The organism is Flavobacterium sp. FlaQc-28 (assembly GCF_044007415.1).
Lineage (GTDB): Bacteria > Bacteroidota > Bacteroidia > Flavobacteriales > Flavobacteriaceae > Flavobacterium.
The window spans coordinates 426040-448479 of the sequence record NZ_JBIPCM010000001.1; the positions used below are offsets into that span (position 1 = coordinate 426040).

Annotated in this window: 19 protein-coding genes and 1 tRNA gene; 11 read left to right on the forward strand and 9 right to left on the reverse strand. The window is 33.0% G+C overall.

Features of this window, described 5'->3' with window-relative positions; translation table 11 throughout:
* Nucleotides 1-9: 9 nt before the first annotated feature.
* On the reverse strand, nucleotides 10-1773 hold the full coding sequence (locus ACHRVL_RS01820; protein ID WP_395409885.1) for a helix-turn-helix domain-containing protein: 1764 nt from the start codon (nucleotides 1771-1773) through the stop codon (nucleotides 10-12).
* A 167-nt stretch (nucleotides 1774-1940) separates the two neighbouring features.
* Between ACHRVL_RS01820 and ACHRVL_RS01825 the strand changes: the two genes are divergently transcribed.
* The 5 genes from ACHRVL_RS01825 (at nucleotide 1941) to ACHRVL_RS01845 (ending at nucleotide 6582) form a co-directional block, all read left to right on the forward strand.
* Complete coding sequence (locus ACHRVL_RS01825) at nucleotides 1941-3119, forward strand: acyl-CoA dehydrogenase family protein (RefSeq protein WP_395409887.1); 1179 nt, start codon at nucleotides 1941-1943, stop codon at nucleotides 3117-3119.
* Nucleotides 3120-3206: 87 nt separating this feature from the next.
* Nucleotides 3207-3989, forward strand: coding sequence for a DUF3050 domain-containing protein (locus ACHRVL_RS01830; RefSeq protein ID WP_089059529.1), 783 nt, complete (start codon nucleotides 3207-3209; stop codon nucleotides 3987-3989).
* A 126-nt stretch (nucleotides 3990-4115) separates the two neighbouring features.
* Nucleotides 4116-4967: a helix-turn-helix domain-containing protein gene (locus tag ACHRVL_RS01835; protein WP_395409889.1), complete on the forward strand. Its 852-nt coding sequence runs from the start codon at nucleotides 4116-4118 to the stop codon at nucleotides 4965-4967.
* A gap of 69 nt (nucleotides 4968-5036) precedes the next feature.
* Complete coding sequence (locus tag ACHRVL_RS01840) at nucleotides 5037-6002, forward strand: nitrilase family protein (RefSeq protein ID WP_395409891.1); 966 nt, start codon at nucleotides 5037-5039, stop codon at nucleotides 6000-6002.
* A 73-nt stretch (nucleotides 6003-6075) separates the two neighbouring features.
* On the forward strand, nucleotides 6076-6582 hold the full coding sequence (locus ACHRVL_RS01845; protein WP_395409892.1) for a GNAT family N-acetyltransferase: 507 nt from the start codon (nucleotides 6076-6078) through the stop codon (nucleotides 6580-6582).
* A 55-nt stretch (nucleotides 6583-6637) separates the two neighbouring features.
* Here the strand turns inward: ACHRVL_RS01845 and ACHRVL_RS01850 are convergent.
* Both ACHRVL_RS01850 and ACHRVL_RS01855 read right to left on the reverse strand, forming a co-directional pair.
* Nucleotides 6638-6724: transfer RNA gene (locus ACHRVL_RS01850), tRNA-Ser, on the reverse strand.
* Nucleotides 6725-6784: 60 nt separating this feature from the next.
* A complete protein-coding gene (locus ACHRVL_RS01855) occupies nucleotides 6785-7654 on the reverse strand; it encodes a LysR substrate-binding domain-containing protein (RefSeq protein WP_129052838.1) in 870 nt (289 codons plus the stop codon).
* Nucleotides 7655-7745: 91 nt separating this feature from the next.
* Here ACHRVL_RS01855 and ACHRVL_RS01860 point away from each other — a divergent pair, with 91 nt between their 5' ends.
* The gene (locus ACHRVL_RS01860) at nucleotides 7746-8987 is read left to right on the forward strand and encodes an MFS transporter (RefSeq protein ID WP_395409894.1); all 1242 of its coding nucleotides are present in this window, start codon (nucleotides 7746-7748) and stop codon (nucleotides 8985-8987) included.
* Nucleotides 8988-9193: 206 nt separating this feature from the next.
* On the opposite strand, the gene ACHRVL_RS01865 is transcribed toward ACHRVL_RS01860, so the two are convergent.
* The 6 genes from ACHRVL_RS01865 to ACHRVL_RS01890 all read right to left on the reverse strand — a co-directional run bounded on the left by ACHRVL_RS01865 (nucleotide 9194) and on the right by ACHRVL_RS01890 (nucleotide 15672).
* On the reverse strand, nucleotides 9194-10222 hold the full coding sequence (locus ACHRVL_RS01865) for an asparaginase (RefSeq protein WP_395409896.1): 1029 nt from the start codon (nucleotides 10220-10222) through the stop codon (nucleotides 9194-9196).
* Nucleotides 10212-11348 (reverse strand): 1-acyl-sn-glycerol-3-phosphate acyltransferase, encoded by a 1137-nt coding sequence (locus ACHRVL_RS01870; RefSeq protein ID WP_129052835.1) that lies wholly within the window; start codon nucleotides 11346-11348, stop codon nucleotides 10212-10214. Before ACHRVL_RS01870 ends, ACHRVL_RS01865 begins: the two co-directional genes overlap by 11 nt.
* Before the next feature lie 64 nt (nucleotides 11349-11412).
* A complete protein-coding gene (locus ACHRVL_RS01875) occupies nucleotides 11413-12192 on the reverse strand; it encodes a TatD family hydrolase (protein WP_395409898.1) in 780 nt (259 codons plus the stop codon).
* A 277-nt stretch (nucleotides 12193-12469) separates the two neighbouring features.
* Nucleotides 12470-14119, reverse strand: coding sequence for a S41 family peptidase (locus ACHRVL_RS01880; protein WP_395409899.1), 1650 nt, complete (start codon nucleotides 14117-14119; stop codon nucleotides 12470-12472).
* Between the two features lie 243 nt (nucleotides 14120-14362).
* The gene (locus ACHRVL_RS01885) at nucleotides 14363-15085 is read right to left on the reverse strand and encodes a tol-pal system YbgF family protein (protein WP_395409901.1); all 723 of its coding nucleotides are present in this window, start codon (nucleotides 15083-15085) and stop codon (nucleotides 14363-14365) included.
* Between the two features lie 2 nt (nucleotides 15086-15087).
* Entirely contained in the window at nucleotides 15088-15672 is a 585-nt protein-coding gene (locus ACHRVL_RS01890; RefSeq protein WP_395409903.1) for an RNA polymerase sigma factor, read from the reverse strand.
* 118 nt (nucleotides 15673-15790) lie between these two features.
* Here ACHRVL_RS01890 and ACHRVL_RS01895 point away from each other — a divergent pair, with 118 nt between their 5' ends.
* The 5 genes from ACHRVL_RS01895 to ACHRVL_RS01915 all read left to right on the forward strand — a co-directional run bounded on the left by ACHRVL_RS01895 (nucleotide 15791) and on the right by ACHRVL_RS01915 (nucleotide 22376).
* Nucleotides 15791-16090: a hypothetical protein gene (locus ACHRVL_RS01895; RefSeq protein WP_395409905.1), complete on the forward strand. Its 300-nt coding sequence runs from the start codon at nucleotides 15791-15793 to the stop codon at nucleotides 16088-16090.
* An 82-nt stretch (nucleotides 16091-16172) separates the two neighbouring features.
* Nucleotides 16173-17159 carry a hypothetical protein gene (locus ACHRVL_RS01900; protein ID WP_395409908.1) on the forward strand — a complete coding sequence of 329 codons (987 nt, stop codon included), beginning with the start codon at nucleotides 16173-16175 and terminating at the stop codon, nucleotides 17157-17159.
* Nucleotides 17160-17271: 112 nt separating this feature from the next.
* The gene (locus tag ACHRVL_RS01905) at nucleotides 17272-19224 is read left to right on the forward strand and encodes a PKD domain-containing protein (RefSeq protein WP_395409910.1); all 1953 of its coding nucleotides are present in this window, start codon (nucleotides 17272-17274) and stop codon (nucleotides 19222-19224) included.
* Between the two features lie 102 nt (nucleotides 19225-19326).
* Entirely contained in the window at nucleotides 19327-21987 is a 2661-nt protein-coding gene (locus ACHRVL_RS01910) for a CHAT domain-containing protein (protein WP_395409912.1), read from the forward strand.
* Complete coding sequence (locus tag ACHRVL_RS01915) at nucleotides 21939-22376, forward strand: retropepsin-like aspartic protease (RefSeq protein ID WP_395409914.1); 438 nt, start codon at nucleotides 21939-21941, stop codon at nucleotides 22374-22376. The genes ACHRVL_RS01910 and ACHRVL_RS01915 overlap by 49 nt, the downstream gene beginning before the upstream one ends.
* Nucleotides 22377-22440: the final 64 nt, after the last annotated feature.

Here is a 22440-nt window from a genome sequence, read left to right on the forward strand (position 1 = left end):
ACTATCTCACTAAATATTATTCGCAAACTGAGCTGGAGATACTCCAGTTCTTTTGCGAAATGATTTAGCAAAAGAAACAGCATTTTTAAAGCCAACACTTTCTGCAATAGCCTGTGTCGAATACTTTCGATACATATGATTGGTAATCATTTCGTTAATTACATAATTAATTTTCAACTCGTTCGAATACTCTCCAAATGATTTACCAAATCGTTTATTAACTACATAAGACAAATAAGTTGTATTTGTTTTTATTTTCTTAGCTACATAAGGCAATGTAAAATCGGCATTTAAGTACTCTAATTTACTCTCGAGAGCCAATAATTTTTCAACAATTTTGTTTTCTTTAGCTTCGTCAATACTTAAAGGAATATTTTCTTTTTTGAGTTGTGCTTCTTCCAATTCTAGAACTTCTTCTTCTATTTCTGGCTGTGGCTCAAGTAATTCATTGTTATTTTTCTTCTCGATATTTGCTTTAAATTCCTCAATTAAAGCATTCATTTTTTTATGCGCCTTATTTTTATCTCTAATATTTTTAATTAATAGGAATACGACACTTACAAATACTAATACATAAAAAATCTTAAGGCCTCTATTTATAAGAACTTCATTTTTATACCTTTCTTCAATAGTAACCATCTCATCAGTAAGATTGTGTACTCCTTGTTTATAGTTAACTTCTAAAGCTTCAGCACTTAACTTTTCCTCAAACTTCTCATAATTATCTAAATAAATCCTTGAGTGCTTATAAGCAAGTTCTGGTTTATTTTGAATATTGTAAATTTTTGCTTGGTAATAATTCGATTTTAAATAATCAATAGCATTAGCATTCGTAATTGCAGAAATCGAATCACATTTTTTGAAAAAAACCAATGCTTTATCGTACTTTTTAGTTGTAAAATAAATATCGCCTAAATTATAATTGGCAACACACAATATATCTTTCTGATTATTTTGACTGGATAGAAAGACAACATCATAATATGTTTTTTCAGCATTTTTATAATCGCCTTTCCAATTGTAAACATTCCCTAAACTTAGTTTTGCTACTATTTTATTAGAAGCAAAATTTTGAGAATAATTTATTGTTTTTTTATAATAATATTCGGCAGAATCAAGCAAATGTCTTTTACTTGAATTTTTCATAAAGTAGCTTTCATAGGAACTCGCCAAACTCCGATTGAGATTACTTTTAAGATTTAAAAATTGATCTTTAGTAAAAACACTTTCATTTGCATCAACAAAGCGATCAATTTGCTTTACATTTTTAATTGATAATTGATAATTTCCTACTGCCTCATTTACTAAAGCAATATTCATCTTGAACTTAACCAGTTGTTTTACATCATTAATTTGTAAAGACAACTTCATTCCTTCTTGGTAAATTTCTAGCGCTTTTCCATAATTACCTCGATAGGTCTCAGCCAGTCCTCCATAATTATAGATATAAGATTTGAGCTGCGTCTTTTCTTTCGAATCTGGTATCTTTTCTAAATATTGTAAAGCTGCTTTATAACTTTCCTTAGATTTTTTTGAATCACCCTTAAGCTGAAACATAGCAGTCATCGATCCATTTGCAAAAGCCAAATGTTTATAATTCTTCGATCTTGCCATTTGTGAAGCATATACAAGAGCACTGTCGACATTTGCGTTAAAATTTAGTCGAATTTTTTCTTGTAATAATAAATACTCCTTTTCGTTCATTACATTTGACTCTTGAGCAAATGCACTATTAAGAACAAAAAGAAGTAGAAAAGAGATGATCAGCCTCATTCATTTTATGTTTTGGAATCTCAAAATTAGGTTATAAATTATCAATAAACTAAAAATAATTTACCTTATTTGTGATTATTTTGTAACTAATACTTGTAAATATAACAATTTTACTTTATTTTGTTATATTTATATTACGTAAATTTGTTTAGTAAAACTATACAAAAATGAAACCAGATTTATTTCAAGCTCCAGATTATTACAATCTTGATGATTTATTAACAGACGAACACAAATTAGTGAGAGAGTCTGCACGTGCATGGGTTAAAAGAGAAGTTTCCCCTATTATTGAGGAGTTTGCTCAAAAAGCAGAATTCCCAAAACAGATCATAAAAGGACTGGGAGAAATTGGCGGATTTGGACCTTATATTCCAGTAGAATATGGAGGTGCAGGTTTAGACCAAATTTCGTATGGTTTAATTATGCAGGAAATAGAACGAGGTGATTCTGGAGTACGATCTACATCATCTGTTCAATCTTCATTAGTAATGTATCCTATTTGGAAGTATGGAAATGAAGAGCAGCGAATGAGGTTTTTACCAAAACTGGCAACAGGCGAATATATAGGATGTTTTGGTTTAACCGAACCAGATCATGGATCTGATCCCGGAAGCATGATTACCAATTTTAAGGATATGGGTGATCATTATCTTTTAAATGGTGCCAAAATGTGGATTTCTAATGCACCTTTTGCTGACATTGCAATTGTTTGGGCAAAAAATGAAGAAGGCCGTATTCATGGTTTAATTGTAGAACGTGGTATGGAAGGTTTTACAACTCCTGAAACTCATAATAAATGGTCACTTCGCGCCTCTTCAACTGGAGAATTGATTTTTAATAATGTAAAGGTGCCGAAAGAAAATCTTTTACCAAATAAATCTGGTTTAGGTGCACCGCTTGGCTGTTTAGATTCTGCTCGATACGGAATTGCGTGGGGAGCAATTGGAGCGGCAATGGATTGTTATGATACTGCTTTAAGATATGCTAAAGAAAGAATCCAGTTTGGAAAACCAATTGGAGGAACACAATTACAGCAGAAAAAACTAGCCGAAATGATTACCGAAATCACAAAAGCACAATTATTGACTTGGCGTTTAGGAGTTTTAAGAAACGAAGGAAAAGCTACGACAGCTCAAATTTCGATGGCAAAACGCAACAATGTCAATATGGCGATTCAAATTGCTCGTGAAGCCAGACAAATGCTGGGCGGAATGGGAATTACAGGCGAATACTCAATTATGCGCCATATGATGAATCTTGAAAGTGTTATTACTTATGAAGGAACTCACGACATTCATTTACTAATAACTGGAATGGATGTAACTGGAATTTCGGCATTTAAATAATAAACAACTATTAAATTATACACAAAATCAATTTAAAAGGCTTCTTCTTACCAGGAAGCTTTTTATCTTTGTATAAAATTTTCGTACATGAATATTGAAACTATACACAATAGCATTCAACCTCAAAAAGAGCAGCTTTTAAAACATTCTTTATACAACAAAATACACAGCATTGATGATCTGCATATCTTCTTAGAAAATCATGTTTTTGCTGTATGGGACTTTATGTCTTTATTAAAAGCTTTACAAGCCAAACTTACCTGCACGACAACGCCTTGGTTTGCTACCAAAAACCCTGAAACAAGATATCTAATCAATGAAATTGTTTTAGCTGAAGAAACAGATTTAAGCATCGACGGCAGAAGACAAAGTCACTATGAAATGTATCTTGAAGCAATGGAAGACTGTGGTGCAGATACAACCGAAATTACTAAATTTTTGAATGAAGTAAATTCGCTTCATAATATTTTTGTTGCCATAAAACAAAGTTCTGTTCATCCTGAAATAAAATCTTTCTTAGATTTTACTTTCAGAGTTATTGAAGAAGGAAAACCGCATCAAATTGCTGCTGCTTTTACTTTTGGAAGAGAAGATTTGATTCCGAGTATGTTTACCGAAATCCTCAAAAACTTTCAAAAGAACTTTCCTGATACTGATTTAAGCAAACTAGTTTATTATTTCGAACGCCATATTGAACTTGATGCTGACGAACATGGACCAATGGCAATGCAGATGATTACCGATTTATGTGAAGATGATGCTCAAAAGTGGAAAGAAGTTGAAGAGGTTTCAATCTTAGCTTTAGAAAAACGAATTGGACTTTGGAACGCTATCGAGGAAGAAATTCTGATGAAGACTGAAATGGTCTAAAAAATAAGTTATTAACGTAACTGTTCTTTAAAAAATTCCAATAACCAAAACTGTTTTAATAACAGATAAGTTATTGGAATTTTATTTTCTACTATAACAATTGCTGTTTGGAAAAATTAAACTGTCTTGAAAAAGCAGATTAAAAATAAAGTTATGCAGGTTTCGCCATCAAAAGAGCTTTCTCCTTACATTAAGCATTATCTTTTTTTAGATAATACCGAAACTGCGGTGCAAAAATTTCGCTTATTTTCAGACGGAAATACCGGACTTGTATTTTCTACAAAAAGCAAACTCATTTCTGGAATTAATAAATATGAGGTAAAAGATTATCTGCCGTCTTCTTTTTTATACGGACAACTTAACGGTTATAAAGATCTTTATTCTGAAAATGAAATTACGCTGATAATTGTTGTTTTTCAGCCCAACGGAATACATCAACTATTAGGAATTTCAGCTAATGAATTTCACGACTCTATTATTCCTGTTGAAGATGTTTTTGGAAAAAACGCGGCAAAGCTGCAGGAGAGCCTGTTTCAACAAAACAACCAAATGCGAGTTGAACTGCTTAATTCTTTTTTTAAATCATTAATCGCCTCCAAAACAGCTTCAAATCAGTTATTAGTAAACCATTCTTTAAACTTTATTACTGCCAATAAAGGGCATTTTACAATAAAACAATTAGTTGAACACACAGGTTATACAGAAAGACATCTTGAAAGAAAGTTCAAAGAATGTGTCGGATTGAATCCGAAAAAATTTGGTAATGTGGTAAGGTTGCATCATTTTCTAAAATTATTAAAAGACAAAACTAACGAAACCAACCTGACAACCATTTGTTACGATGCCGGGTTTTCAGACCAATCGCATTTAATAAAAGAGTTTAGAAAACATACCGGATTAACTCCAACCGAATACATGTACAACAACGGAAAGTTAACCAACAATCTTATAAAAAGATTTCCTCCTTTGTCATTTTAAAATGTCGGTTTTATACAATTTATAAAATGCTGCTGTCGCTATTTTTGACTAAAATTAATAGCATACAAAATGAAAAATCTAAAAATAGCCACCGCACAATTCGAAAACAAAAGCGGCGACAAAAACTATAATTTATCTGTAATCGAAAAACTTTCTCAAAAAGCATCTGTCGAAGGCTGTGATGTAATTTCGTTTCACGAATGTTCTATAACCGGATATACGTTTGCAAGGAATTTATCAAAAGAACAAATGATAGACTTGGCAGAAGTGATTCCGACTGGAGAAAGCATTTTAAAATTGATTGAAATTGCTGCAAATAACAACATTGTGATTTTAGCCGGACTTTTTGAAAAAGACGAAAACGACAATTTATTCAAAGCCTATGTCTGCGTAGATAAAAATGGATTAGTCGCCAAATATCGAAAACTGCATCCGTTTATAAATCCGTATTTAACAGCAGGAGATCGCTATTGTATTTTTGAAATTAAAGGCTGGAAATGTGGTATTTTAATTTGTTACGACAATAATATTATCGAAAATGTACGCGCAACAAAACTTTTGGACGCCGATATTATCTTCATGCCTCACGTAACCATGTGTACTCCTTCTACCCGACCTGGCGCTGGTTTTGTAGCACCTCAGCTTTGGGAAAACCGCGAAGCTGACCCAACTTCTTTACGTTTAGAATTTGACGGAATGAAAGGCCGTGACTGGCTAATGAAATGGCTTCCCGCAAGAGCTTACGACAACGCTATTTATACCGTATTTTCGAACCCAATTGGCATGGATGACGACCAACTAAAAAACGGCTGTTCGATGATTATTGATCCGTTTGGGGATATTCTGGCAGAATGCCGCACTTTTGATGATTCATTCGCAACGGCAATACTTACTCCAGAAAAATGCATTCAGGCAGGAGGAAATCGTTACATAAAAGCTAGAAGACCAGAATTATACAAAGATATTATTGGTCAAGATCACAACTCAGAGCAAAATGTAGTCTGGCTAAACTCTGATAAAAAAAACATAAATTAAGGTTTTCGCCTATTCAAAGCAATTGAAAGATTTACCTTTGAAGATTCATTAATTTACAGAATAAAACCCAATAATGGAATTTTTTAAAACTACAAACGAAGATATTGATGCTGTTTTCGATATTTACAACGAAGCTACATCTTACCAAAAAACAGTAAATAATAAAAGCTGGAGAGGTTTTGAAAGAACATTAATAGAAAAAGAAATTGCCGAAAATCGTCATTTTATAATCAAAGAAGGAGACGAAGTTGCTTGTACATTTGTACTAACTTTTAACGATTTAATTATCTGGAAAGAAGCCAGTGCAGATCCAGCAGTTTATTTGCATCGTATTGCTACAAACCCGAAGTTTAGAGGGCAATCGTACGTTAAAAAAATCATTGATTGGACCAAGAAATACGCCAAAGAAAACGGCAAGGAATACATTAGACTTGATACACACAGCGGCAACGAGAGAATAAATAAATATTACACCAGCTGTGGTTTTACCTACAAAGGAATCAGCACTATCGAATGGACAAACGAATTACCGGAACATTATAAAGAAGGTTCTTTTAGCTTGTTTGAGATTAAACTGTAAGTTCTATCAAAAAATAAACCCATGTGAAAAAATTTCACATGGGTTTTCTAATTTGCAGAGAGGAAGGGATTCGAACCCTCGATACAGTTACCCATATACTAGCTTTCCAGGCTAGCTCCTTAAACCACTCGGACACCTCTCTATTTTGGTCTGCAAAGAACACAAAAAAAATCGAGTTTCAAAAGTAAAACTCAAAATTAGTTTAAATGCTTTTTCTAAACTCTTCCATGAATAATTTTACTGCCTTTTTCTGGTAACCTCCAATCGTTAACATATACGACTCGCGTTTGGTTACAACTCCTGTAATCTGTATGGCTTTAAGATTATCCCAGCCCTTTAGTGCTTTCTCGGCTACAATTGTTGCCCAGTCGCTGTTTTCTACCATTTGCAATAAAGCATGAATTGAATTTAATTCTATCGAGATTTTTGGCTTCATATTGTATTTTTTAAACAACACTTCGACATATTCTCTTGAATTAGATCCTTTTCCGGGTAAAATAAGCGGGACATCTTCAATTTTCTTAAAAGCTATTTTATCTAAAGAAGCTAACGAATGTGACTTAGAAACCGCCATAACCATATTTGAAGTAAATAAAGGTACTTTCTGGATTGGAAGCTCAATTTCATGCGATGAAATAACCAAAACCAAATCTAATTCGTTGGTTATCAACTTTTGCTCTAAAGCTTCTGTTGTACCATATTCGACTACGATTTTTAAATTTTGGTACGTTTTTGCAAAAGCATTTATAACGGGTAAAATCAAAAGTCCAAAAATGTACGTTACGCCTAATCGAAGTTCGCCGCCAATCATTTCGTTTAAATCTTCAATCGCCTGCTTCCCGTTTTCTACATTTTCGACCACTTTTTTAGCATGAATTAAAAAAACAGAACCTGCTTCGGTAAGCTGTACTTTTTTTCCAATCCTTTTAAATAAAGGCATTCCCAATTCCTCTTCCAGTTTTTTTATTTGCTGCGAAAGCCCGGATTGTGTTACAAAACACAACTCGGCGGCTTTTGTAAAATGCAATACCTCAGCCGTTTTAATAAAATATTCGAGTTGATAAATTTCCATATTGATAAGTTTTACTACTTATAATGAGTAAAATTATTAATTTTTCTAATGAAATCATAATCCCGAACTTTGTAAAAAAATATTTCAGGTTATGTTTAAAGCGTTAAAATCTAAAAACTTCAAGTTATTCTTTTACGGACAATCTGTTTCTGTTATTGGAACTTGGCTGCAAAAAACAGCAGTAAGCTGGATGGTTTACAGTATTACTGGATCAGTATTTTTGCTAGGTTTAGCTACTTTTTTAAGCATGATTCCATCTTTGTTTTTAGCGCCCTTGGCAGGAAGTATTATTGGCAGATACGACAGACATAAAGCCATGATTTTATTGCAGTCTTTAGCAATGCTTCAAGCGGGAGCTTTGGCTTTATTGATTTACTTAAAAATTTACAACATCAATTTTATTCTGGCTTTAAGTCTTTTTCAAGGAATTATCAATGCTTTTGATATGACTTGCAGACAAACTATGATGATTGATATTGTCGACAATAAAGAAGATCTCCCTAATGCAGTCGCCTTAAACTCAACTTTAAATAATTTTGCCCGAATTGCGGGACCTGCTTTAGCGGGAATTATACTGCACAATTATGGTGAAGACATTTGTTTTATTGGAAACTTTCTAAGCTATATTCCTGTTTTAATATCTTTATTGATGATGAAAATCACGCCGCATATTAAAGCCGTTGATAAATTTAAAATGCTCGAAGATTTTATTGAAGGTTTTGATTACATCAAAAAAGAAGCTGAAATGGCAAAAATGCTTTTAATGTTAACCTGCAGCAGTTTGTTTGTAATTTCCTTTAATACTTTGATGCCTGTTTTTGCTAAAGATATTTTTAGCGGTAACGCACAAACTTTCAGCTGGTTTGAAAGTGCAGCTGGAATTGGCTCCATCATATCCGCAATTTATCTCGCTAATTTGAAAAAATCAGACAATATGAGCAAAATAATGATCGCTGCGAGCTTATTATTAGGCTTTAGCATTATTATACTCGCCTACTCAAATAGTTTAACAATCGCCTTAATTTGCATGGCTTTGAGCGGCGTAGGTATGATGGCGCAAACCTCATCTATAAATATTTACATTCAAACACAAAGTGCAGTCAATATGCGTTCGAGAAGTATCAGTTATTATTTAATGGCTTATCAGGGAATGATTCCTGTGGGAAGTTTGATAATTGGTTATGTTTCGCACATTATCGGAACTCGAAATACGGTCGCGATTCAAGGTATAATCAGTATTCTTTCTGTAATTGTTTATGTGTATTACAAAAAACATAAAGCTTCTGAAGAGTTAGAGACTTGTCCTGTAACGTATAAAAATTCTAAGTTTTAAATTCCAATTATAGACACTCTTGTCATCCTGACGAAGGAAGGATCACACTAGTAATTCCTCATGCGAAAGAACCAATCTTTGTCGATGCATAAGTGTGATTTCTCGTTCTTCGAAATGACAAACTAACTAAGAAAAAACAATAAAAAAATCCCAAATTCCAATTTTTATCTTTTGGAATTTGGGATTTTAAATATTGAAATTTTATGCTACGAAATCTCCCCGCGCAATGCCGTTTCGAAGATATTTTTAAATTCGTTTTGCGGAATATTATGACCTAACAAATACATCAATTTTGTAATTGCAGCTTCTGTAGTAATATCTTTTCCTGAAATAACTCCAAGCGATTTTAAGGCAGTACTTGTTTCGTATTGCCCCATATTTACGCTTCCGCCAGAACATTGCGTTACATTTACAATGTGCATTCCAGATGTAATCGCTTTTTCAATTAAATGTAAAAACCAATCCTCGGTTGGTGCATTTCCTGAGCCGTAAGTTTCCAACACAATTCCGCGTAAACCTGGAGTTGACAAGATCGAGGCCAAAACAGTTTCGCTCATTCCTGGAAACATTTTTATGATTGCTACATGATTGTCTAAGTTCTTGTGAACAATCAAATCTGCATTTTTATTTACAGGAAGAAATAAATGTGAGTTTAATTTTAAATGTACTCCCGATTCTACCAATTCAGGGTAATTTGGCGCTGTAAAAGCTCTAAAATGCTCAGCATTTACTTTTGAGGTACGATTTCCTCTGTATAATTTATATTCAAAATAAAGACAAACTTCTGTAATTACTGGTTTCCCATTTTCTAGAAGTGAGGCAATTTGAATTGCTGTAATTAAGTTTTCTTTTGCATCAGTGCGTAAATCCCCAATTGGCAATTGAGATCCTGTAAACACCACTGGTTTAGCTAAATTCTCGAGCATAAAACTCAATGCCGAAGCTGAGTATGACATGGTATCTGAACCGTGAAGAACTACAAATCCGTCATAAGAAGTATAATTTTCTTCTATGATTTCTGCAATTTTTGTCCACTCCGCAGGATTCATATTAGAGGAATCTATCGGGTTTTCAAAAGAAACCGTTTCGATTTCACAATCTAATTGTTTGATTTCAGGAATCTTTTGCAATAACTTTCCAAAGTTAAATGCTTTCAGCGCTCCTGTTTCAAAGTCTTTGCTCATACCGATGGTTCCACCAGTATAAATTAGAAGTATTTTAGCCTTAGATGACATCTCCATATTTTAATTTATTGACAACCGGATTGGCATACATGGCAAGAAAACCTTGTCTAGTAACAGGATTATCGCTTCCGATACGCATTTCTAAACGACGCTCAAACAACGATTTTTCACTGTCTTTGTATAAATGAGAAAATGTATTGGTTTTATTCAAGATATCGTACGCAATAAAATTAGTCGGCCACAATTTATAGTTTTTCAATACTGAATCGTCTATAACTTGAGCCAAAGCCTGAATTTGCTTGTTTGCATTGTCATTTTCTGCAACGATCTGATCAATTTCAGTATTCAAAACATCACCTACAGAAATATGTATTCTCTTTTTAGTTCCCATGATACCGCTTAAAATGGTCATGAAATCTTCATTTTTTTCTTTAATATAAACTTCGTTATTTGCTTCTGCCATTAATTGCGGCATTTTCAAAACATCAGTTGGGTCATATTCGTATGAAATCGAAACTGGAACGATTTTTAATTTCTTAAAATAATCCATTAAATTTTCTTCGTCAGAACCCATTCCAATCATTTTTAAAACCCCTGGATTCGTTTCATCGTTTCCATCTTTGGTACGCCCTTCTCGCTGTGCAATCCAAACTGAGCGGTTTTCACGAAGCAGTAAGTGTCCAATATATTCTGATAATAACTTAGAACTTTGAAGCATCTCACGAGGCGTTAATCCTCTTAAAACCAAAAAGTTTCTATTTAATTTTGCCAAGGTTGACAAAAATGCTTTTTTAACTAAATTATCTCCAATTGCAGATGCTGTCATAACCAAACCATGCTCGAACAAACAAACATTAAGCAAAGTTGTATCTAAAAGAATATCTCTATGATTGGAGACGAACAAATAAGAGGTGTTTTTTTCTAACTTTTCAAAGCCTGAAGTTGTAAGTCCTTCAGAACTTCTTTCTAGAACTTTTTGAATTGTATTGTAAATAAAATTGCATTGAAAATCACGAATTGAATGTGTTTTTTTAAGCTGTTCCTTCCAAACCTCATCTTCCACATCCGGAAAAGTAAAATTCATCATAGCTTTCATCATCGGATGATTGACTACACCATGAAGTGCTTCATTTATTTCGGAATCATAGAACGGTCGAATGGCATCAAATCTCTGCATTATTATTTATCTGTTTAAGTGGGCAAATGAACAAAAAAAAAATTAAAGTATTGTAAGGTGTGGGTTAAATACCAAAAACGGCTTTTGAATTTTGTGTTGTAATGTTAGCAATTTCTTCTTCAGAAACGTTGTATATATCGGCGAGTTTAGCAATTACATTTACTAAATAACTGCTCTCATTTCTTTTTCCTCTGTACGGAATTGGCGCTAAATAAGGCGAATCTGTTTCTAAAACGATATGTTTTAAATCAATTTGATTTAAAAACTGATCAATTTTTCCGTTCTTAAAAGTAACAACTCCTCCAATTCCTAACTTCATATTATAAGATATTGCTTGATGTGCCTGCTCTAAGGTTCCAGAAAAACAATGAAAAATACCGAATAAATCAGCTGCTTTTTCTTCTTCCAAAACTTCAAAAATTTCATCAAAGGCTTCACGGCAATGAATTACGATTGGTAATTTGTATTGTTTTGCCAGTTGAATTTGTCTTTTAAAAGCAATTTGCTGCTCTTTTAAGTGCGTTTTATCCCAATACAAATCGATTCCAATTTCGCCTACGGCATAAAATTTTCGTTTAGACAATTCCGCTTCTACGTGTGCAAGTTCTTCTAGATAATTATCTTTTACATAGGTTGGATGCAAACCCATCATCAGGAAAATATTATCTGGATAATTTTGCTCTAAATCATACATAGACTGCGTCGCTGCTGCGTCGATTGCAGGAATAAAAAAACGAGTAATTCCGGCATCGATAGCTCTTTGAATCATGGCGTCACGATCCTGATCAAATTCTTCAGAATATAAATGGGTGTGTGTATCGGTAATAATGGGTTTCAAATTCAATTGTATATTTTTAAAGTTGTCAAAATTACGACAATATTAAAAGAATCGCAATTGTGTAAAATAAGCATCCCTATTTAGCAGATTTACTTTCCTGAAAAAACAAACTCACTTAAAAAAAAACCTTTGCGAAAGTTTTAAACTTTTACAAAGGTTTACAAATATGTTATTAAAGCTTGTCGCCCTGAGCGAAGTCGAAGTCCCGCAAAAAAAATAGACCCCCAATTCTTTTCTAATTGCTTATGTGGTCTTCGACTTCGCTCAGGAAGGCATACTTTATTTATTTTCCCATTTCAATAAAAGCTAAAGCACGATCTAGAACTTCATCTTTTCCTTCTTGAATTCCTTTAATAGTTGGCTCTATTTTGATATCTGGAATAATTCCTATTCTTTGGGTTTCTCTACGATCTGGGTAATAAACTCCAATTCCCGAAAAATTGGTATGAAACCCTGAAAAATCAAATTCAAAAACATTTCCATCTGCTCCCGCTGTCTGACTTCCTATAATTGTTGTATTTCCTGCCGTTTGAAAACACATTGCTGTCCATTCAGATTGACTTATTGAGTCTTCATTAAGCAGTACAATTACTTTTCCTTTATAATTATCTTTATTTTCAGAACCGCAATTTCTTCCCTTTGTCCATTCATAACGTCCTGGATAATTCAGATATGGCATCGTGTAAACGCAAAAGACCTTTTCCTGAGGATTCAAAAATTTAGCAATTTCTTCAAAAGTTCCTTTTGGATAATTTCTCATATCAAAAACGATAGCTTTTGTATCTTTTAAACCGTTAATCATATCTGGAATATGTATTGGCTTTATAACTCCCATGTTTACATAGCCAATATTATTCTCCAGAAGTTTGAATTTATCTTTCTTTTTCTGAGCTCCTTTTTTAAACTCATTTCGATGTGAATCATGATAATTAAACCATGTCATTGACTTTGTTTCGTATTTCCCATCTTTTAGAAATTCTACTTTAACATTTTCAGATTCACTTCTTAAAATTTCTCCAGCAACTTTGTTTCGATAAGAAATTTCGTTTGAAGCACATTTGACCTCTCTTTTTTCCTCCAGAAGTTCTTTAATGCTCTTATCGTTTATTTTAGTAATTACAGTTCCTATTTTAATATTATCAGCTTCAGCGAGGCTGTCTCCTAGAATCTCAGTAATTACTAATTTCTCATCGATAATTTTACCTGCGGCCGGAAAATAAAAAGACGCTTTTTTTCCTGTTGCTAAAGATGGATATATAAAAAATTCAACATGGCTGTCATCTAGATTAACTGCCGCTTTTCGTAATGCCTTATAAAACTCATCTGGATTTTTTGCCTGAACAACAAAAGGTAATACTTCGTTTAAGGTTGTATCCCATTTCTGATCCATCAGATACTTATACGGAAAATAATACTCGACAACATTCCAATACGAAAACAGCATTAGAAGCCTGTCGTTTTTATCATTGTAATCTAATTTGAAGTAATTTTTCAAGTTTTTAAATCCATCAAAACCAGGTCCAAACTCTTCATTAACTTGAAATCTGTTGTCTTCAATAAATTTCAGTTTTTTCGAAAGTTTCTTAGAAAATAACTTATTATTAAACCAGCTTAAATCGAAATTTTTATCAAAAAGCTCGACCTCTTTTGGTATAACAATTGGGTTAACCTCTTTTATTGGTCCAAGATTATCTATCCAGTTTTCCAAGACCAGCGAAAACTCTTCTTTCGTTTGCGCTTTTTCTATTTTTGGTAAAGTTTCAAGAAGCTGGTTATCCCAATTTAATTCTCCACCAGCAGCTTTTGGATGATAATATTTTAAGAATCCCCAAACTTTGCAAGCAGCCGCAAGTTTTTCGGTTTCTGTAATTTTAGATTGACTGAAAATGATTTGTGAAAAAATAATAAGAAAAAACAAAGTAATTTTCTTCATTCAGTAACAATGGTTAAATTAATAATAGTTTTGGGGTTGGTTAATAGCATAAAATTAAAAATCGAAATTAGATTTTAATTTCTAAATTTTATTACGGCTTTACGTAAACTGCTATTATAAATTCATTTATCACCTCTTATCACCTCATTTACAGTACTAATATCCCCGAAAATAAAACAAAAAAAGATTCGCAAAGTATTTATTTCCTTGCGAATCTCTCTCTTCTTTTTATGCATTTACAGCCTAATCCAGATCATTTAATAAATCCTGAACATCGTCATAATCTTCATAATCCTGCGAAATAGTCTGAAGAATTTCTTTACAGGCTTTATACTCTTTTTGTTTTAGTTTGGATAAAGCCAAATACCAAACTGCTTTGTCTTTGTAAACTGAAGTTCCTGCTTTTAGTTCATCAAAAACAGCTTCTGCTTTTATATAATGACTTTCTTCTAAAAGCGAAACGCCATAAAAAAATTGTATTTCGGCCGTTTTTTGTTTTTGAAGAACGGTTTCAAAAAGCGGAATTGCTTTGTTGTATCTTTTTGCATTATACTCCATTTCAGCTTCTTTTAAAGTTGCATCAACCGTTCCTCTTTCCGTAAAAAAAGCTTGTTCAGGATTGTTATAATCTGCAAAAGTTGGATTTTGACTGTAATTAAAAAAGAACAACCCAAAAAGAACTGCAATAGAAGCTGCAACAGCAAAATACCACGGTTTTAAACCTATAACTTTTGTTTTCTTATTGAAGTGTTTGTTTGAAATATTGGTCAGATTTTCTTTAAAAGCTTCTCGCTCCTGTTCAAATTCAAACTTATTTGCCAGTTGAACCTGCGTATTTTTGAAAGTCTCAAATTCTGACGCAAATTCTGGATCTGATAACAGTTGCTTTTCAAAATCATTTTTAGCTTCAATCGTTAATTCGCCTTGAAGATATTGATCAAATAATAGGTAACGCTCTTCGTTCATGACTACTTATTTTTTAAAGATTTAAAGTTTTTTGCTTCCTGAATCCATTGCGTTAACTGACCTACGCATAACGATTTCTTTTTACGAACATATCCGTAAGTTACGTTTAGTTTTTCGGCCACTTCCTCCATTGATTTGATCGTAAAACTGAGCTTTAATAATTCTTGACACTTATCTCCCAATTTCTGGAACATGGTATCAAAAAGCTGTTGTTTCTCGTCAAAATCCTCGGTCTGTCCAATTAATTCTAAAGCAGATTCATTGATAGATACTGCATCTTCATTAATTGTTACCCCTTTATTGGATGTTTTTTTCAGCTCATTCAGCCATTTTCTTTTACACAATAAAAAGAAATAAGCATCAAACGGACAGGTTAACTGCAACGCATTGGCTTTGGCTTGATTAAAAAGCAAAATCAACACGTCCTGAACCACATCCTGAGCCTGATCTCTATCGCCAGAATTATTCATTATAAACATAACAACTTTAGGAACAAACTTTTTGTAGATGGTCTGAATTACTGCCGAATCGTTTGAGGCAAGTCCTTCAATATACTTTTGATCCGGATGTACTTTGCTTTTATCCATAAAAAACTTTTTATCAGATAAAGTTAAAAAAGAATTTCAAATAAAAGGGTAACAATTGATTAGCGCACTTGATATAAGGGAACAAATATCTTTTTAAAGGATAAAAAAATAAGCAAAAATGGAAATGTATCAATTTACTTCTGAAAAAACTTTGAATCAATTTCACGAAATGATTTCTGCTAAAACCCGAAATGGTTTTGTGATTGTAGAGCATAATGAAAAACTGCCTTATGTGGTTTTATCTAGAGAGAAAAAAGCGGTCAAACATACTTTGCATTTATTTCTTACCTGTCTCACTTTGGGCCTTTGGTCTGTTGTCTGGATTTATTTAATCATAACGCTTTCGCAGAAAAAAAACATTTTGGTCGCAGTTGATGAAGATGGAAATCTATTTGAAGACAAATGCCTGTCTGCCTAAAATTAAAAAAAATCAAAATCAGGGGTAACAAAATTCTGACCTCGAACATCTATCAATATAATAATCATTAAAACCAGAAATTATGAACACAAATTTTAAAAAAATCGGACTTTTATTCCTTTTACTAATTTCTTTTGTAAGCTGCGACACCAGCGATGGCGATGATCAAAATATTATTTTGCCGCCAACTGCTTCCGCTTTTAAAAGCATCAGCGAAAAAGGTCTTAAAAAAAATACTCAAAATTTTACTATTACTGCAGGAACCGGTGTAGTAACATTAACATCTGCAAAAGGAGTAAAATTAACTTTAAACGGAGATTGTTTAACTAAAAACGGAAGTCCTGTAACGGGACAGGTTGATATTGAATACGTCGAACTTTTTGATAAAGGAAATATGCTGATTTCTAATAAACCGACTATGGGAGTTATGCCTGACGGCAAGAAAAGCCTTTTGATTTCGGGCGGAGAATTCTTTATTAAAGCTACTCAAGGCGGTGTTGAATTAAAAACTTCCTGCTACATGAATTTAGTTGTTCCAACGGCTTTAACAAATGGTTTAGACAATGCCATGACTTTATGGGATGGCGTAATTGATGAGCGCGGAGAACTAGCTTGGGAACAGCCTAAACCAAATGCTGATGGAACTGGCGGTAAAGGCGGCGTACAAGGCGAAGGTGCAAATTATTACGTTACTTTTGGAAAATTTGGGTGGACAAATGTCGACCGTTTTTACAGTGATCCAAGACCAAAAACAACACTTTTGGTAAAAGCTCCTGAAGGTTATAATAATGAAAATAGTGCTGTGTATTTATCTTATGATGGTGAAGGAACAAATGCTCTTGCAAAATTAGATACCTATACTTCTGCAGGATTATTCAGCGAGCATTATGGTCAAATTCCAATTGGTTTAAAATGCCACGTGATTTTTGCAACTGAAGCTAATGGTCAATGGCGTTATGCAATTAAGGCTGTAACTGTTGCTGCAAACGACGTTTATACTTTTACTCTTGCCGAAACAACAGTGGGCACGGAGGCGCAGCTGGTAGCGGCGATCAATGCAATCCAGTAACTTACGATTACTTTTTTTAAGAGAAAGTGGTGATTTGCTCATCACTTTTTTTTACATTTAATCTTGTTTCAAAATTTACCCTGACGATTTTAAAACTAAAAACTCTCTAGTTATGAAACCAATAACGTCTGTTTTCTTTATTTTATTTACCGTTTTCGCGATTGGACAAACCAAAGTAAAAGACACCATAACCCGAAGAGCTTCTATTGGTTTTATCCAAAATGGAAATGCTGTTACTTTTAAGCCCGAAACGCCGCCGCTAATTCCTATTGCGGGTGCGCCAAAACCAAGTTATTCGTATTTATGGGAACTGGGCGATGGTCACTACAGTAAAGAAGCTGAGCCTAAACATGTTTATAAAAAGAAAGGAACATATACCACAAGACTTGCTGTTACTAATAATTATGACAACGGAAAACCTCCCGCAACACGTCCGAAAAAAGTGGCTGTAAATGATGTTACGGATAATAATTATAAAGATATTGCTTCTATCGTTGATCAAAATGGTTTTGCTATTTTGAAAAACTGCGATCCAATTCCAGAACAGGAAATGGTAGTTGTGGTAAGTTACCAAAATCTAGAAAATTATGTTTCAAGCGGTAAACTGTATCTTTTTTATAACGAGAAACAGTTTAAGCACAATAACTTTGAATTGAGTGATTTTAGAACTTATGCAGACGAGCGCGAAATAAAAGAAAACTTGGTCGCTGCGGTCGATGATCTTGATGATTCTAATAATTTTACAGCTGCGGCCGAAAGTAATTTCAATCTTAAAAAATACCGAAACACTACAACGGAAGAGGATCTTGATGCTTCGCTTTTAGATGCACATAAAACGTATCATAATGTTTCGGTTTTAGAATTTGATAATGCTGATCCGGGTGAAACCCGAAATGTTTTTTATACTTTTAAAACGACTCCTGAAATGATAAAAGATACTAGCGCAACAGTTACAATGCGCGGTATTTTTGTTCCAAATCGAAGTTATAAAAATCATAAGATTAAAAATCTTGAAATGGAAATTGTAACCTCTCATGATCCAAACAAAATGGGATCTAACGGAAGTTTTATGAATTACAGATTGGTGCGTTTTAAAAGGGTAAATTTTAAAACTCGTTTTCAAAATAATGGTGAAGGTCCCGCAAGAAAAATTCGTTTAGAAACTGATATTCCTGATATGTTCGACAAGAAAACATTTCAAATTGAAAGTATGTATCCAGAATGTCCTATTTGCCCAAAAGACGAAGAACCAACAGTAAGCTGCCTTGATACGATTATTAAACAGAAACAAATTATTTTTACGTTTAAGAATATTTATCTGCCGGGAACGGAGCAAAAAAATGTAAAGGAAAAAGACAGTACAAAAGGTTTCGTAAAATACTCGATGAAATTTGGCGAGGATTTTCATAAAGTAAAAACCAAAAGCAGAACTTCGATTATTTTTGATAAAAATGAACCTATAATTACTAACTATGCTACTACTCGATTCCTGCCTGGAATTTCGATTGGCGCAAAAGCAGGTTATAATTTTTATCCTGATTTAGATAAATCGACGAGTTATTTTGTGGGTGCAACAATTTCGCCTTTTAAGTCGTATCGCTTTTACTGGCAGGTTGAATGGATAAATGCTTTAAATCAATACAACAGCGCGGTCGATATTGTAAATGAAACTCGTGTCAATGCAAACGGAGTACGACAATTGCAGCGCACAACTACTACAACCGAAAATAAAAACATCAATTGGGAAGTTCCTGTTTTAATTCGCTACAACATTAATAATTATATTGGTATTGGCGCAGGAATTCAGGCTAATATAAATGTTTCGTCAGAACAACATCAAAATATAAAAGTAGAAACTTTTGAAGGTGAAAAGGAACTGATTTTAATTGATACGAAAACAGCAACGAATACAGTTAAAAATTCTTTTGCTAATTTTAATACCGGGCTGCTATTTGATTTAACGGCGGGTTTTGCCAGAATTGGACCAAGTTTGGGCGCGCGTTATGTAATTAATTTTGAACAGAATTTTAATTATTTTCAGGTTTATGGAATTTGGAAGTTTTAGAGTTATTACACAAAGATTCGCTCAGAGTTTGCCATGAATTTTTTTTTATTAATTCGTGAATTCGTGGCGAAAAAACTTTAAAACTATACGCAACAAACTAATATGAACTTATATCGCTTATTTGGTTTAATCTTTCTTTTTATAAATCTGACTGTTTTTGGACAGAATCAGGAAGATAAAATTTACAATGCGGTTGATAGTTTTACGGCTCATCCTTCTGTAAAAGCGATACAGGATTTCTCTAATGTTGAAGCTGCTTTTTGGAAAAATCCTAATCCAAAAACTAAAGACGAATTACTGGCAATTGTGGTTTTAAACTGCAATAAAGGATATTATGAAAATTTGTTTGGGCTGACGCAAAATGCAGTTTCGAGTTATGAAAAAGCATGGCAGGTTTTTCAAAAACACAAACTGGGCAATTATGATATAATTGAATTCTGCCTGAAACCTTTAGGGAATTTGTATACTGTTTTGGGCGATTACGATAGCGCTGAGAATACTATAAAACAATATTATTTTATTGCAAATACTTCTAAAATTTATCCTGACGCACAAAAACAAAAATTTGCCGCCATTCTGAATTTATCTAATGTGTATCAAGGTTCTGGTAAAATTTTTATGGCAATTGAACTTTTAGAAAATACTCTAAAAACAGAAAAATTATCGAATTTGCAAAAAGGAATTTTGTGGAATAATCTTGGAAACAATTATTTACTAAGTTCTACAGAGAATTTATTGCGCCCTGAAATTCTTAAAAAGGCTGAAAAGGCTTTTGAAACTTCGATAAAAAATCTCGAAAAAGAAAAAGGACAATCAGAAACTTTATCTAATTCTTATCGCAATCTGGCTTCGATGAACAGACAATGGCAGCGATTTGATTTGGCTGATTTTTATATGCAAAAGGCGGAAAAACTGTTTTTAGAAACTCCAAATCAGCAGCTTAGAAAATTGGCGAAACTCTATTATGAAAAGGCTTTATTGTTTTTTGATGAACAAAAATATGACGAAAGTTCAAACGAAATTACAAGGATTTTTAAAACTTTAATTCCTAATTACAATTCAAAAAACATACTTCCAAACCAAAATCAATTGTATGCAGAAACAGTTTTGGCAGACGCACTCGATTTACAGGCCGAAATGTTGAAATTTAAACAACCTAAAAAAGCGCTGCAAGCTTTTGACCTTTCTTTTTACATCGAAGATTTATTGATGAACAGTCTGGTTTACGAAAATTCAAAAATTCTAATGCAGCTGCGATCTCGAAACCGTACCGAAAAATGTATTTCGATCTATGCTGAATTGTTTAAAAAAGAAAATAAAATGCAATATCTAGAAGAAGCTTTTCAGCTTTCTGAAAGAACGAAATCGGGTATTTTGCAACGTTATCGATCCAATTTTAAAAATGCTTCGGCAGAAGAAAAACAGCTTTTGCAAGAACTTCAAAATCTCAATAATGCTATTATAAAAGAGCAGCAAAAAGGAAATTCAGCCAATATTTCAAGAATAAATAATTTTATAAAAAAGCAAAACGAATTCATGATTTCGTTGAAAAAAGTACAGCTTAAAAATGCTGATTATGTTCCTGAGAAATGTGATTTAAAAGGACTTTTTTCGAAACTAGAAAATGATAAAGCCGTAATGGTTTATTATTTCATGGGATTTGAAAATCAATATTTCTTTACTTTACAAAATAACACAATTAGCTTAAACCGTCTTAATACTTCACACACATCGATTCCTAAAATTGTACAATTTGTAGATTATTTTAATGATGCAAACGCTATTACAAATGACATTTCCGGCTATAAAAAATGTGGTAAGCAGGTATTCGATATTTTAAAACTGCCAAATAATTCCGTTTATCAAAACCTAATAATAATTCCTGACGGCATTTTAAATTTTCTTCCTTTCGAAGCTTTAATTACACAAGAATCAAATACAACAAATTTTGCCAAAATGCATTATTTACTGAATGATTTTAAGATTGCTTATAACACATCGGCTAGTATTTATCTGAATTCAAAACCTGTTTTAAAATCAGATAAAACGGTTTTGGGTGTTTTTCCGGTTTTCGAAAAATCATCATTTGAATTGCGTTATTCGAAGAAAGAAATGGAATCGATTCGAAATAATTTTAAGGGAAAATATTTAGAAAACGCTGATGCTACATTTAACAATTTCAAAAATAATGCTTCAAATTATTCCATTTTACATTTGAGCACACATGCTTCTTCGGGTGATATTGAAACTCCGGCAAGCATCAAATTTTACGATCAGGAAATTTTATATTCAGAATTGTATAATCTGCACATTAATCCTGATTTAGTGGTTTTGAGTGCGTGCGAAACTGGAATTGGAAAGTTGTATAAAGCGGAAGGCGCGATGAGTGTTGCAAGAGGTTTTCAATTTGCCGGTGCACAAAATTTGATGTTTTCTTTATGGAAGGTGAATGATTTTACAACTTCGGTTTTTATGACTGACTTTTATAAAAACGTCAAAAATAATTTTTCATATTTCGAAGCCAACACAAATGCAAAACGAGAATATTTATATGACAAATCGATTCCGAATGCAAAGAAATCTCCTTATTATTGGAGTTCTTTTGTGTATTACGGCTCTATTTCGGGAGAAGAAAAATATGGGAATTATATCTATTATGTGATTAGCTTTTTGATTGTAATTGGCTTATTTTTGGTTTTCAATCAGCATCGAAAATGGAAAATCTTCACGAGGTTCTCAAAAAAGAGAACTACAAAAAAATAAAATTCAAAGTTACCAAAACGCAGCATCTTTCTATAAAGGCTAAGATTAACGGTATTTCTGGAAATTTCATTTTGGATACAGGCGCATCAAATACTTGTATTGGTTTTGAAAGTATCGAACGTTTTGAACTGGCTGCAAAAAAATCTAAAACGAAAGCTTCTGGTGCGGGTGGAACCGGAATGGCAACGCAAATTTCTGCACACAATCATTTACAATTAGGAAGCTGGAAAAAGAAAAATTTCAGCATTGTAATTTTTGATCTTTCGCACGTAAATGAAGCGTTAGAATCGTACAAAGCAAAACCTGTTCACGGTATTATTGGCGCCGATGTTTTACTTGAAGGAAAAGCAATTATTGATTACTTTAATCATTATGTGTATTTGAAATAAAATTCCAATCTTCAAAAAAGTCAAATAAAAAATCCCAAACTCCTTTCGGAATTTGGGATTTTTT

Coding starts and splice junctions, on each gene's coding strand:
- ACHRVL_RS01825 (WP_395409887.1), top strand. CDS start 1,941: ATGAAACCAGATTTATTTCAAGCTCCAGATTATTACAATCTTGATGAT.
- ACHRVL_RS01890 (WP_395409903.1), bottom strand. CDS start 15,672: ATGGATAAAAGCAAAGTACATCCGGATCAAAAGTATATTGAAGGACTT.
- ACHRVL_RS01860 (WP_395409894.1), top strand. CDS start 7,746: ATGTTTAAAGCGTTAAAATCTAAAAACTTCAAGTTATTCTTTTACGGA.
- ACHRVL_RS01895 (WP_395409905.1), top strand. CDS start 15,791: ATGGAAATGTATCAATTTACTTCTGAAAAAACTTTGAATCAATTTCAC.
- ACHRVL_RS01820 (WP_395409885.1), bottom strand. CDS start 1,773: ATGAGGCTGATCATCTCTTTTCTACTTCTTTTTGTTCTTAATAGTGCA.
- ACHRVL_RS01915 (WP_395409914.1), top strand. CDS start 21,939: ATGGAAAATCTTCACGAGGTTCTCAAAAAAGAGAACTACAAAAAAATA.
- ACHRVL_RS01845 (WP_395409892.1), top strand. CDS start 6,076: ATGGAATTTTTTAAAACTACAAACGAAGATATTGATGCTGTTTTCGAT.
- ACHRVL_RS01855 (WP_129052838.1), bottom strand. CDS start 7,654: ATGGAAATTTATCAACTCGAATATTTTATTAAAACGGCTGAGGTATTG.
- ACHRVL_RS01900 (WP_395409908.1), top strand. CDS start 16,173: ATGAACACAAATTTTAAAAAAATCGGACTTTTATTCCTTTTACTAATT.
- ACHRVL_RS01905 (WP_395409910.1), top strand. CDS start 17,272: ATGAAACCAATAACGTCTGTTTTCTTTATTTTATTTACCGTTTTCGCG.
- ACHRVL_RS01885 (WP_395409901.1), bottom strand. CDS start 15,085: ATGAACGAAGAGCGTTACCTATTATTTGATCAATATCTTCAAGGCGAA.
- ACHRVL_RS01910 (WP_395409912.1), top strand. CDS start 19,327: ATGAACTTATATCGCTTATTTGGTTTAATCTTTCTTTTTATAAATCTG.
- ACHRVL_RS01870 (WP_129052835.1), bottom strand. CDS start 11,348: ATGCAGAGATTTGATGCCATTCGACCGTTCTATGATTCCGAAATAAAT.
- ACHRVL_RS01865 (WP_395409896.1), bottom strand. CDS start 10,222: ATGTCATCTAAGGCTAAAATACTTCTAATTTATACTGGTGGAACCATC.
- ACHRVL_RS01840 (WP_395409891.1), top strand. CDS start 5,037: ATGAAAAATCTAAAAATAGCCACCGCACAATTCGAAAACAAAAGCGGC.
- ACHRVL_RS01880 (WP_395409899.1), bottom strand. CDS start 14,119: ATGAAGAAAATTACTTTGTTTTTTCTTATTATTTTTTCACAAATCATT.
- ACHRVL_RS01830 (WP_089059529.1), top strand. CDS start 3,207: ATGAATATTGAAACTATACACAATAGCATTCAACCTCAAAAAGAGCAG.